Origin of the sequence: Prauserella flavalba (genome assembly GCF_003202235.1) — a bacterium.
GTDB lineage: Bacteria > Actinomycetota > Actinomycetes > Mycobacteriales > Pseudonocardiaceae > Prauserella_A > Prauserella_A flavalba.
Window position 1 is genome coordinate 16,397 of sequence record NZ_MASU01000019.1, and the last position, 11,640, is coordinate 28,036.

At 68.1% G+C, this 11,640-nt stretch carries 12 protein-coding genes and 1 pseudogene; 9 read left to right on the top strand and 4 right to left on the bottom strand.

Annotated features, from left to right (window positions below; genetic code table 11):
- Positions 1-33 precede the first annotated feature (33 nt).
- The 5 genes from BA062_RS34980 (at position 34) to BA062_RS35000 (ending at position 5,417) form a co-directional block, all read left to right on the top strand.
- On the top strand, positions 34-1,182 hold the full coding sequence (locus tag BA062_RS34980) for an acyl-CoA dehydrogenase family protein (protein WP_110343438.1): 1,149 nt from the start codon (positions 34-36) through the stop codon (positions 1,180-1,182).
- A gap of 78 nt (positions 1,183-1,260) precedes the next feature.
- Complete coding sequence (locus tag BA062_RS34985) at positions 1,261-2,160, top strand: SMP-30/gluconolactonase/LRE family protein (RefSeq protein WP_168214179.1); 900 nt, start codon at positions 1,261-1,263, stop codon at positions 2,158-2,160.
- Between the two features lie 11 nt (positions 2,161-2,171).
- Positions 2,172-3,734, top strand: a complete 1,563-nt coding sequence (locus tag BA062_RS34990) for a class I adenylate-forming enzyme family protein (RefSeq protein ID WP_110343440.1) — start codon at positions 2,172-2,174, stop codon at positions 3,732-3,734.
- 71 nt (positions 3,735-3,805) lie between these two features.
- Positions 3,806-4,624, top strand: coding sequence for an enoyl-CoA hydratase/isomerase family protein (locus tag BA062_RS34995; protein ID WP_110343441.1), 819 nt, complete (start codon positions 3,806-3,808; stop codon positions 4,622-4,624).
- A gap of 46 nt (positions 4,625-4,670) precedes the next feature.
- A complete protein-coding gene (locus tag BA062_RS35000; protein ID WP_342768974.1) occupies positions 4,671-5,417 on the top strand; it encodes an SDR family NAD(P)-dependent oxidoreductase in 747 nt (248 codons plus the stop codon).
- Positions 5,418-5,660: 243 nt separating this feature from the next.
- Here the strand turns inward: BA062_RS35000 and BA062_RS35005 are convergent, their stop codons facing one another.
- The 3 genes from BA062_RS35005 to BA062_RS35015 form a co-directional block, all read right to left on the bottom strand.
- Complete coding sequence (locus BA062_RS35005) at positions 5,661-7,100, bottom strand: sodium:solute symporter family protein (protein WP_168214180.1); 1,440 nt, start codon at positions 7,098-7,100, stop codon at positions 5,661-5,663.
- A gap of 72 nt (positions 7,101-7,172) precedes the next feature.
- On the bottom strand, positions 7,173-7,373 hold the full coding sequence (locus BA062_RS35010) for a hypothetical protein (RefSeq protein WP_110343444.1): 201 nt from the start codon (positions 7,371-7,373) through the stop codon (positions 7,173-7,175).
- Between the two features lie 176 nt (positions 7,374-7,549).
- Positions 7,550-8,143 carry a TetR/AcrR family transcriptional regulator gene (locus BA062_RS35015; RefSeq protein ID WP_110343445.1) on the bottom strand — a complete coding sequence of 198 codons (594 nt, stop codon included), beginning with the start codon at positions 8,141-8,143 and terminating at the stop codon, positions 7,550-7,552.
- Positions 8,144-8,283: 140 nt separating this feature from the next.
- On the opposite strand from BA062_RS35015, the gene BA062_RS35020 reads away from it, so the two are divergent.
- Together BA062_RS35020 and BA062_RS35025 are read left to right on the top strand one after the other, a co-directional pair.
- Positions 8,284-9,471, top strand: a complete 1,188-nt coding sequence (locus BA062_RS35020) for a thiolase family protein (protein ID WP_110343446.1) — start codon at positions 8,284-8,286, stop codon at positions 9,469-9,471.
- Positions 9,472-9,541: 70 nt separating this feature from the next.
- A complete protein-coding gene (locus tag BA062_RS35025) occupies positions 9,542-10,345 on the top strand; it encodes an enoyl-CoA hydratase/isomerase family protein (RefSeq protein WP_210407090.1) in 804 nt (267 codons plus the stop codon).
- Here BA062_RS35025 and BA062_RS40795 read toward each other — a convergent pair.
- Positions 10,332-10,549 (bottom strand): annotated as a pseudogene (locus BA062_RS40795) (hypothetical protein); the annotation flags it as partial. The gene BA062_RS35025 and the pseudogene BA062_RS40795 sit on opposite strands and share 14 nt — an antisense overlap.
- Before the next feature lie 12 nt (positions 10,550-10,561).
- Here BA062_RS40795 and BA062_RS40800 point away from each other — a divergent pair.
- Both BA062_RS40800 and BA062_RS35035 read left to right on the top strand, forming a co-directional pair.
- Positions 10,562-10,954 (top strand): enoyl-CoA hydratase/isomerase family protein, encoded by a 393-nt coding sequence (locus BA062_RS40800; RefSeq protein WP_245960158.1) that lies wholly within the window; start codon positions 10,562-10,564, stop codon positions 10,952-10,954.
- Between the two features lie 177 nt (positions 10,955-11,131).
- Positions 11,132-11,623, top strand: coding sequence for a tripartite tricarboxylate transporter TctB family protein (locus BA062_RS35035; protein WP_110343448.1), 492 nt, complete (start codon positions 11,132-11,134; stop codon positions 11,621-11,623).
- The last annotated feature ends 17 nt before the right edge of the window (positions 11,624-11,640 follow it).

The window sequence follows — 11,640 nt, forward strand, 5'->3', positions numbered from 1 at the left end:
ACGGAGGCCCACACCAGTACGAGAGGATCGAATATGGAGGCTGTCACAGCCGGTGACGCGGGGCGACAGGAGTTCGTCGCCGCCGTGCGCGAGTTCACCAAACGCAAGTGCGGAACCCGGGAGCAGCGGCTGGCGCTGACTGACGGCGGCCGGCTGGTCCATAGCCAGCCGCTGCACCAGGAGGTGGCCGATCTGGGCTGGGTGGGCTGCGCCCTGCCCGAGGCGTACGGAGGGGGTGGCGGAAGCGTCACCGATGCCTGTCACCTGGTGGAGGAGCTGGCGTACGGCCAGGCGCCGCTGTACGGACTGGTGATCGCCTTGGTGAGCGCCTCCGTCGTCGAACGATTCGGCACCGAGCGGCAGAAGCAGGACATTCTGGGGTCGGTGTGCCGCGGAGAGCTGCTCGCGACCGCGATCAGTGAACCCGACACCGGCTCCGACGCGGCATCACTGCGGTGCAAGGCGGAGCTGCGCGGCGGAGACTACGTCATCAACGGGCACAAAACCTGGATCTCGTGCGCGCACCTCGCTTCGCGAATCTTCGTGCTGTGCCGGACCGCCCAGGGCGAGGATCAGCACAGCGGCATCACCATGATCGACGTGCCCGCCGACGCTCCGGGGGTGACGGTGCGGCCGATCCCCACCCTGGGCGGCGACGAGGTCAACGACGTCTACTTCACCGACGTGGTGGTGCCGGCCGATCGCGTCATCGGTGAGGTCGGCGGCGCGTGGCGGCAGATGATGAGCTGCCTCAACACTGACCGGCTCATGTGCGGGACGATGTTCCTCGGGCGTGCGCGACGCACTTTCGACGACGCACTGGAGTACGTGCGCCAGCGGGAACAGTTCGGCAGGCCGATCGGGAGCTTCCAGGCGATCCGGCACCGGATGGCCGACCTCGCTACCGAACTGGAGTGCTGCCGCCTGCTGGTCTATGAGCTGGCGTCCAAATTGGATGCGGATCCGAACCGGCAGGTGCCTCGCGAGGCCTCGATGGTGAAGCTCAAGGTCACCGAGACCGCCAAGCGGCTGGCCATTGAGGGCATGCAGTTGCTGGGCGGTGCAGGCTACACCAAGGAACACGACATGGAACGCCACCTTCGCGAGTCGGTGGCGGGCACCGTGTACGCGGGTACGAGCGAGATTCAGCGCGAGATCATCGGCAGGTCGTACGGCCTGTGAGTACGAGGCGCGACCAGGTGCGGGCGTGTGTTGCCGCGGCGGCGCTCGTCCCGCCGTTCGAACCGAAAGGACATGGTGATGGGTAAGGAATTCCGCACGCTGGCCAAGGGCGGAGACTACTTCGAGGGCGTGCGCTGGCATAACGGTCGTTGGTACGCGTCGGATGCCTTCCGCGGCGCTGTGCTCAGCCTGGATCGGGATGGGCGGACCTCCGAGGTCATGCAGGTCGACGCGCTGTGCTCAGGCCTCGGCTGGCTTCCGGACGATTCGCTGCTCGTGGTCTCGATGAAGGACCGCCGGTTGCTGCGGCGTAGTCCGGACGGAGCGGTGACCGAGCACGCTGACCTTTCCGGGCTGTCGGAACACTGGATCAACGACATGTTCGTGGACGGGGCGGGGCGGGCGTGGGTGGGCAGCATCGGCTTCGCCATCGTCGAGGGAGCAGACCCTGTGCCCGGTGACCTGCTGTGTGCGGACCCTGACGGGGCCGTGCGGGTCGCGGCGTCCGGCCTCTGGTGTCCCAACGGCATTGTGGTCACCGGTGACGGGCGCACTCTGGTCGTGGCCGAGACGTTCGCGGGCAGGCTCACCGCTTTCACCATCGAGAACGACGGATCGCTCACCGGCCGGCGCACCCTGGCGCAGTTCGGCGACATGCCCGAGCCGGGCGGTGCCGCCGAAATGCTCGGCGCGCTCGAGCTGGCTCCGGACGGGCTGACCATCGACCGCGACGACCACGTATGGGTGGCCGACGCCGCAGGCCGGCGATGCGTCCGGGTCTCGCCGGACGGCCGGATCACCGACGAGGTCCCGGCGCCAGGCAGCGCCAACCTCTACTCGTGCGCTCTCGGCGGTGTCGGTGGCACCGAACTGCTGCTCGCCGTCGCCGAGGGGTTCTTCGAGGCCGCACAGGGGCTGACCGGGACGGCTTCGCTGGTGGCGACCACGGTCGATGTGCCGGTCGGCGGCGACAGCTAGGGAGAGACGGCATGGATCCCGCACGGCTACTGCGCAGGGTCTCGCAGGACTACCGCGACCGGATCGCGGTCAAGTGCGACGACCGTGCACTGACCTATGCCGAGCTCGCCGAACGGGCGAGCCGGCTGGCGAACGCGCTGGCCGACCGTGGTCTCGAGCAGGGCGACCGGGTCGCTCTGCTCGGCGACAACTGCCTCGAGTCGCTCGAGCAGATCGTCGGGACGGCCATCGGCGGCTTCGTCCGATGCTCGCTGCACGCCCACGACGCGCCCGAGCGACATCGCTACCTGATCGAGCACACCGGCGCCAAGGCGCTCATCATCCAATCGCGCCACTACGAGCGGATGGCGGGCCAGCTCGAGGACATCACCGGCCTGCGCCACGTGATCGTGCTCGGCGACACCGACGTGGCGCCAGGGGTCAGCCGGTACGACGACGTCCTCGCGGGGGCGTCCCCCGAGCAACCCGACGTGCGGCTGGAAGACGACGATCCGCACGTCATCAGGTTCTCCGCCGGTACCACGGGCTTGCCGAAGGGAATCGTGATCTCGGTCCGCGCGACGATGGGCATGGGCAACGAGTTCGCGATGGTGCTGCCCAGCTTCGACGAGGAGGATCGTTACCTCGCCGCCGGGCCACTCACGCACGCTGCCGGCATGTTCATCTATCCGTTGCTGGCCGCGGGGTCGACCACGGTCGTCATGCCGGGCTTCGACCCCGGAGGCTTCCTCGAACTCGTAGAGCGGGAAGGCGTCACCTGCACCCTGGTGGTGCCCACGATGATCCAGATGATCACCGACCACCCCGACGCGGGTACGAAGGACCTCACCAGCCTGCGAGCGGTCATGTACGGCGCGGCTCCGATATCGGAGACCACGCTCGTCAAGGCCCTCGATCTGTGGGGCAGCATCATGTATCAGCTCTACGGTCAGAGCGAGGTCGTCCCGATAGCGGTGCTCACGCCCCGGCACCACCGGGTGGACGGCCCGCAGGAACGGAACCGGCTCTCCTCGGCAGGCCGGCCGAGCCCGAACGCCTGGGTGCGGATCGAGGACGAGAACGGCAACGCACTGCCACCCGGCCAAGTCGGAGAGATCGTCGCGCACGCACCGTGCACGATGTCGGCCATCTGGAGAGACGAGGCCGGGACCGCGGCCCGGTTCACCCCCGACGGCGGGGTACGGACCAAGGACATGGGCTATGTGAGCGAGGACGGCTTCCTCTACCTCGCCGACCGCAAGGAAGACCTGATCATTTCCGGTGGGTTCAACATCTGGCCCGCCGAGCTCGAGAACGCGCTGGCCGCCCATCCCGCCGTACAGGAGGCCGCCGTCGTCGGCGTGCCCCATCCGAAGTGGGGCGAGACCCCGCACGCGGTCGTCGTGGTCCGTGAAGGCAGTGAGGTGACCGAGCAGGAGCTGATCGAGTGGACCCGGAACCGGGTTGGCTCGTACAAGAAGGTCACCGCTGTCCGGTTCGCCGACGCGCTGCCCAAAACCCCGATCGGCAAGGTGCTGCGCCGCGAGGTACGGGACAGCTTTCTCGCCGTCACCGACGGACTGGGCCGGGCCTGACCTCGACCGGAGACATCGATCGATCGCCCCGGCAGCGCGTCGTTGTCGGGGAGTGAGGAGCGCGCTGCATCGTGTCCGATTCCAACTCCGACAACGCCGAGCCGCCCGTTCTCTACGAGCTCCGTGGCTCGGCGGCGTGGATCACGCTCAACCGGCCCGCCGCTCACAACGCTTTGTCGGCCGAGGTGGTCGCGGGCATCGCGGACGGGCTACGGCAGGCTGGGGAAGACAGGAGAGCCCGTGTGGTGGTCCTGGCTGGGAATGGCCCTTCGTTCTGCGCGGGCGCCGACCTGAAGATGGTGCTGGCCCGGGACCCGGATGCGGCCGGAGCGCGGCAGCTCTCCGCGTTTCTGCGCTCCGTCTCCGATCTCTGTGCCGCGATCACCCGGCACCCACTGCCGGTGATCGCCGCGGTACACGGCAACGTCGTCGCAGGTGGGTTCGAGCTGATGCTCGCTTGCGACCTTGTGCTCGCGTCCGAGGACGCCGCGATCGCCGATGGCCACGCCAGGTACGGGATGTTTCCCGGCGGGGGTGGCGCGATCCGGCTGCCGCGCAAGATCGGCAGCAACCGGGCCAAGTATCTGCTGTTCACCGCTGAGTCCTGGGACGCGGCGCGCATGCGCGACTGCGGCGTGGTCAACGAGGTCGTTCCCGCGAACGAGCTGCGTGCGCGGGTGCAAGGGCTGGCCGAACAGCTTGCCACGCACAGTGCCGCCGGCCTCGCCGCGATGAAGCGGGTGGTGGAGCAGGGGCTGGATCAGCCGATGGACCGGGCGCTCGCACTCGAGCTCGCCGAGTGTGAACGGTACGCCGGCGGAAGTGGGGACTTCGACGAGGGACTGCGGGCCTTCGCGGAACGACGGACCCCGAGGTTCACCGGTCGCTGAGCAGCCGACAAACGACTGAGGAGACTTCATGAAACTTGCGAACAAGGTGGCGCTCGTCGCGGGTGGCGCTTCGGGCCTGGGGCGTGCCGTCTGCGCGGACCTCGCAACGCACGGCGCCGCGATCGCGGTGCTGGACCGGGACGAGGCACAGGCCAAGGAGACCGTCCGCGACATCGGTGGCGGACTCGCCCTGGCCGTGGACGTCACGGATCCGGACGATGTCGAGCGTGCCGTCGACGAGGTCGTGCGCCAGTTGGGTGCCATCCACCTGAACGTCAACACCGCGGGTATCGTCGATGCCGCGAAGATCGTCTCTCGCGGCGGCCGCCCGGCGGCCCTCGAAGACTTCGACCGGGTGATCAGGACCAATTTGTGCGGCACCTTCAACGTGATGCGGCTCGCTGTCGCCGCCATGCTCCGCAACGAACCGGAGAACGGCGAGCGGGGCGTGGTGGTGAACACCTCGTCGGGCGCGGCGTACGAAGGCCAGTCGGGACAGGCGGCGTACGCCGCGAGCAAGGCCGGCGTCATCGGGCTCACTCTGCCTGCCGCTCGCGACCTTGCCGGTCATGGGATCCGGGTCAACGCGATCGCCCCGGGGCTGTTCGAGACGCCGATGGCGGCAGGGTTGCCCACGCCGGTCCAGGACGGTCTGGTCCGGATGATCACCGAGCCTCGCCGGCTGGGCAGGCCCGCTGAGTTCGCGCAGCTGGTGCGCAACATCGTCGAGAACGGTTACCTCAATGGCGAGTGCATCCGGCTCGACGCGGCCACCCGGTTGGCGGCGCAATAGGGTCCCGGCCCTGAATCCGACTCCCCGCGTGGTGCTCCACGCGGGGAGTCTTTCGTGCGCTGGTCTCCCAGCCACGGTTCGGCGGTGGGGGCTGTGGACGTCGGCTGACCGTACAACGGGTCCGTATCACGGAGGCCGAGCTCCGTATCACGGAGGCCGAGACGTCGGATGGGGTAGGGCTTCGACGAAGCCCTACCCCATCCGACGCCTCCTGCCGGGGTCGCGGCGGTTACCAGCGTCGGCTCAGTGGTCGCCGCCCGTGGCGTTCGTGGCGGTTCCGCGGACCTTGGCCACCACTGCCTGCTCTTGGGCTGAAGGTCGACGAGTGAGGCTGGCGAGGACCGTGACAGCGATCGAGACCGGGATGCCGATGAGAACCTCGGAGGAGTCCGGCAGATCGAGGCTGAGGTAGCACGCCAGGAACGACCCCGCCCCGGCGACCATGCCGGCCGCCGCACCGGTCGACGTGCATCGACGCCACCAGATGCCGAGGATCATCGGCGCGAAGAACGCCGATGCCAGGAAACCGACGGCGGCCACGTAGAGCACCACCAGGAACTCGGGCGGGTTCAACGCGAGCACGATGGCGATGATCCCGATCGCCCAGGTCGACATCGTGGCCACCCGGACAACCTGCTTCGACGAAGCCCGTGGGTTGATCACCCGGGCATAGAGGTCGTTGCCGATCGCGGAGTTGCACGCCATCAGGAGCCCGGCGGTGGTCGACATGACCGCGGCCAGCACGGCGGCTGCCATGAGTCCCTGCAACGCCGGCGACAGCACCGACGCGGAGAGCGCGAAGAACACCGCATCCGGCTTCAGCTCCGCGATGTTCGGGAGGGTGGCCGCCACGGGTGCGAGCACGAACGCCACCGACAGCACGATCACGCCGTACAGGATCATCGCGTAGTTCAACGAAAGTCGAGCCGATCGGGTGCTGCGTGCCGAGTAGACCCGCATGATGACGTGCGGCAGCACGCAGATACTGGTCGCCGAGGTCACGAACCCGCCGATGTAGGACCAACTCGACAGCGCGCCGCCCACCGCACCATAGGACGGAAACTCGTTGGTGGCCTGTACGTAGACGTCGCCGAAGCTCGGTACCGAGAAGTAGGCCACCACCGCGAAGGTCACCACCATCACGACCATGAGGACGCCTTGCAGCACGTCGTTCCACGTGACGGAGAGAAAGCCGCCCAATGAGGTGTAGAGGACGAAGATGACGCCGGTGACCAGCACCCCGAGCTTGTAGTCCCAGCCAAGGATGGCGCTCGCGACGATCCCGGAGCCGGTGAGCTGCGCGACCATGTACGCCGCGCTCGCGATGACGATGATGATCGGCGCGGTCACTTTGATCAGCGGATTGTTGAAGCGTTCGTTGAAGAAGTCCGGAACGGTGTACTTTCCCACGCGGCGCAGAGGCCGGGCCACGAGCAAGGCCGCCACGGCGAATCCAAAGGTTGCACCCGCGGCGAGGCTCACCGTGTAGGGCAGCCCGAGGAACAGCGTCATTCCCACCGCGGCCATGATGGTGCCACCGCTCGCGAGTGTTGCGAGGAACGCCCAGGAGTTCGTGAACGTTCCCACCGCGCGTCCGGCGATGAAGAACTGGTCTGTCGACTGTCGCACGCGTCGCTTGGCGAGCCAGCCGAGCAGCACCGTGACCACGAAGTAGCCGAGCACCATGATCAGCGTCATTGCGGAATCTCCTTGGTTAGGCCCCCTGGAACGTGATGTCGCGCTCGAGGCACGTACTCAGTCGTCCTGTCGGTCAGTGGTCAGGAGCGACACGACTGGAACGCAGAACATGTAGGCGGCGAGCAGCCATGCGGTGAGGCTCACCCCGGCGAGTCGCACGTCTCCCACGGCGGGAAGGAAGGCCACGACGGCCCACCCGAGGAAGAGCACCACGACGATGTTCTGGGTGCGGCTGAGCGACGTGACAGAGGAACTCATGACGGCCTCCGTGGACCTGGTCGGCAAGCGGACAGTGCCAAACTTGCCTGTCTGGTTAGGTTTGATTCACGGATGCTAGAGGCGTGCGGTCGGGGCGTCAACGGTCAGGCCGAGGGTGGGCGATGCCGCCGTGCGGACGGGAGCAGGCCCGGTGTTCCGGGTGTGAGGGACCCGGTTCAGTCGGTCGCGGGAGGGAGAATGTAGCCCGTGAGCAACTGCGTCGCGTGCTCGAGCAGCTCGTCGGGGCTCAAGCGTCCCTTGCTGTCGTACCAGCGCGAGATCGACAGCATCATCCCGTTGACCAGGTTGACCACCGTCATCACGTCGAGGTCCGCGCGGACGACACCTTCCTCTGCGCACAGTTTGAACAGGCTGGTCGCGGTGTGGTTCACCTCGCGGGCCCAGGAGTTGTAGTTGCGCAGCGCCTTCGGTGAGAGCTGGTGCTGGTCGGCGTGGAGCACCGCGTAGTAGGTCCGGTAGCGGATCGCGGAATTCACCTGCACCTGCAGGTAGCGCATCAGCTTCTCCCGCGCAGGGAGGTCGCTGGCGACGATCTCCTCGATGCTGTGCCGCAGCGGGTAGATGATCTGCTCGACGATGGTCTCGAGCAACCATCGCTTGGACGTGACGTACTGGTAGACGGTCGGTTTGCTGACGCCGGCCTCGGCGGCGATGTCACTGATCGTCGCTTCGACGAAGCCCTTGCGCTCGAAGACGCGCGCAGCCGCGTCGACCAGTTGCTGCACGCTCGTGGCGCGCTTTCGTGCCATCCCGCCTCCTCGCGCGAAAGCCTAGCCCACCCGGATCGCCTCACTGGTTCGTGGCGTGGTCACGGGCGGGGTCTTTCGTTCTTCGCTCTTAACACTATACTGTCCAGTTAGTTTTGATTTCCGGTGAGGGAGGAACAACCGTGCGGGACGTCGTCGTAGCCGGGGTGGGGATGACCGCATTCGGCAAGCAGCCGGACAGCTCCCTCTCCGGGCTGGCCACCGAAGCCGTCGATTCGGCGCTCGCGGACGCCGGGTTCCACGGCGAGGACATGGACGGGCTGGGGATGATCTACTACGCCAATGTCCTGTCCGGACTGCTCCAGGGGCAGGAATCGGTGCGAGGCCAGCACGCGCTGTCCCGTACCGCGGTGGCCGGCGTCCCGCTCATCAACGTGGAGAACGCGTGTGCTTCCGGCTCGACCGCGCTGCACCAGGCATGGCTGTCGGTGGCCTCCGGTCAGGTGGATGCCGCACTCGCCGTCGGAGTGGAGAAGCTGCACACCGACGACAAGGCTCAGGCGCTCGCCGCGCTGACCTCCGTTCTCGACCAGGAACGTCTTCCGGAAGTGCTCGCCGAGCTCGGGGCCGCCGGCGGTGGGTCGGTGTTCATGGACTTCTACGCCCGTGCGGCGACCCGCTACATGGAACAGACCGGAGCCACCCGGGACGACTTCGCGAGGGTGGCGGTCAAGAACAGTGAGCACGGTTCGCGCAATCCGAAGGCCCAGTACAGCAGGAAGCTCACGGTCGATGAGGTGCTTGCGGCGCGCCCGGTCAGCGGCCCGCTCACCGTTCCGATGTGTGCTCCGATGAGCGATGGTGCGGCTGCGGTGCTCGTCGCCGCACCGGAACTGGCCCGGCGCTGGGGGGCCGATGGTGTTCGCCTGCGTGCCGTGGTGGTCGGCGCAGGGCGCCGTGGAGCACTCGGCGAACTGCTCCCGGCCGCCGCGCTCAGCGCGTTCGAGCAAGCCGGGATCGGCCCCGAGGACATCGACGTCGTCGAGTGTCACGATGCGGCCGCGCCGGCGGAGCTGATCGTGCTCGAGGAACTCGGGCTTTGTGCGCCCGGCGAGGCCGTGGCGGCACTACGCGACGGGGCGACTCACATCGGTGGAGAACTGCCCGTCAATCCGAGCGGAGGACTGCAGAGCCGAGGACATCCGCTCGGTGCCACCGGTCTGGCCCAGGTCGTCGAGCTGGCGGACCAGCTCCGTGGCCGCGCCGGGGCGCGGCAGGTTGGTGAGCCCCAGGCGGGTCTCGCCGAGAACGCCGGGGGATACCTCGGACCCGACGCCGCCGCGGCGACAGTGACGATCTTGAGCCGTTAGGCGGATGGTGGCCGTCCGTCTTGCTGCGGCACGGGCCACCGACCGCGACACGAAGGAGCCATGAACGTCCGTGATCGACTACAGCTCGTACGAGAACATCCTCGCCACCCGCGCAGGTTCCGTGCTGACCCTGACGTTGAACCGTCCGGAGCGGTTCAACGCGGTCAACCACGAACTCCACGAGGAACTGAGCCGCATCTTCACCGACGTCGCCGTCGACGACGCGACGTCTGTGGTGGTCCTGACCGGCGCGGGGCGCGCCTTTTGCGCGGGCGGCGACTTGAAGGCCTTCGCAGCGGATGCCGAGGAGAAGGGCCGCGCGGGCCACTACCTCGACATGGGATCGGCCAAGCGGATCATCTTCTCCCTGCTTGACCTGGAGAAGCCGATCATCGCGAAGGTCAACGGTCACGCCATCGGCCTCGGTGCGACGCTGGCCCTGTTCTGCGACCTCATCTATATGGCCGACGATGCCCGGATCGGCGATCCTCATGTGTCCGCGGGTGTTGTCGCCGGCGACGGCGGGGCGATCATCTGGCCACAGCTCGTCGGATACGCGCGAGCCAAGGAGTTCCTGCTGACCGGCGACCCGATCCCGGCAACGCGTGCCGCGGACATGGGACTCGTGAACTACGCGGTTCCCGCCGAGGACTTGGACCGGATTGTCGATGAGCTGGCCGCGCGGCTTGCGTCGGGGGCGCAGGAAGCCATCCGGTGGAGCAAGGTGTCGGTGAATATCGGCCTCAAACAGCTCGCTCATTCGATCCTGGACACGTCGATCGCCTATGAGACGCTCACGATGCGCAGCCCCGCGCATGCCGAGGCCATCGCGGCCTTCTCCAACGGACGGCGGCCGGACTTCACCTCATTCTGATCGGTGGCACGCTCCGGCCGTCGGTGGTGGTGCGTTGGCGGGAGGGGCGTCCGGCGGGGACGGCGAGGTGGTCGAGTTCGGCGATGGTGCGGGAGGAGCCGTGTTCGGAGTCGGCCATGCGGGAGATGGTTTCTTCCTGAGGGTGCCGCCGATGTCGTTGGCGCCCCCGCGCAGGAGCTGGGCGGTGCCTTCGTCGCCGAGCCGTCCAGCCGGTTCGTGGCGAACGTCGCCACACTGGGGTTCCATCGGGGATTCGGGCTCAGCGTCACGCTGTCTCGGATCGTGGGCGCGCAGCCGGCGGCCGAACCCCTCTGCAACGGACGCAGGAGCCCCGGCGACGAGGCACTGCGGCCCGGCCTGGCCGGCCGGCTCGCCGAGCCGGGCCGGGTGCGGGAGGCCGCGTTGACCCTCACCAGGGCGATCGCGGCCTCCGCACCTCTGGCCGTCGCCTCCATCCGCGCGACACTACGGGCCGGACTCGCCGACGCCGTCGGGCAGGCGCTGGAGCGGGAGCTCACGGAGCAGGCGCGGCTCGGGGCCACCGAGGACTGCGCCGAAGGAGTCGCGGCCGCACGGGAACGTCGCGAGCCCACCTTCCGCGGTCGCTGACCGGCGAAATCGGCGGTGCGAGCGCCGCCACGGCCAGTCTCCCGCGGCGAGTCGGCGTGAGGTCCGGTGCGCTTCGATCGAGCCGGACCGCTCGCTCAGAAGTCAATATGTGTCGGTCGACGCCATTTAGTGCTAATGTGCGCTCCGCATCAATGTTGATAGCTGAACGGGGAGCCGATGAGCGTGCCGCTGTCGCCTGACGACGTGTCCGACCCTCCGGTCCGTCGCCGCCTGGCGTACCGGATCGGTCCACTTGTGTTGCTGTGCCTGGGAATCGTGGCCGCCGTGCTGGCGTGCACGCTCGCGCTCGGCGAGGCCCGCCGTCCCGGCCCCGGGCTGTGGCCCCTGCTGGCCTCCGGGCTGCTCGTGGCGGTCGCGGCGCTGCTGCTGTTCAGGGAGGACCCCGCCGACTACGAGCGGTGGACCAGGGGTACGGCACGGGTCGGCGTGGCGGTGCTGAGCGTGGTGGCGTTCATCCCGCTGTTCCAGTTCACCGGCCTGCTGCCGGCAGGCTTCCTGCTGCTGGCGTTCTGGCTGCGGTTCTTCGCGCGGGAACGGCTCTTCAAGGCGCTGATCCTGGCCGCGTCGGGTGCGGTCGTGCTGCAGCTGGTCTTCGTCGAGGTGCTCGGCGTGCCGGTGCCCGCCGGACCGCGGTTCGGGCTCTTCTAGGGATTGGGAGCACACAC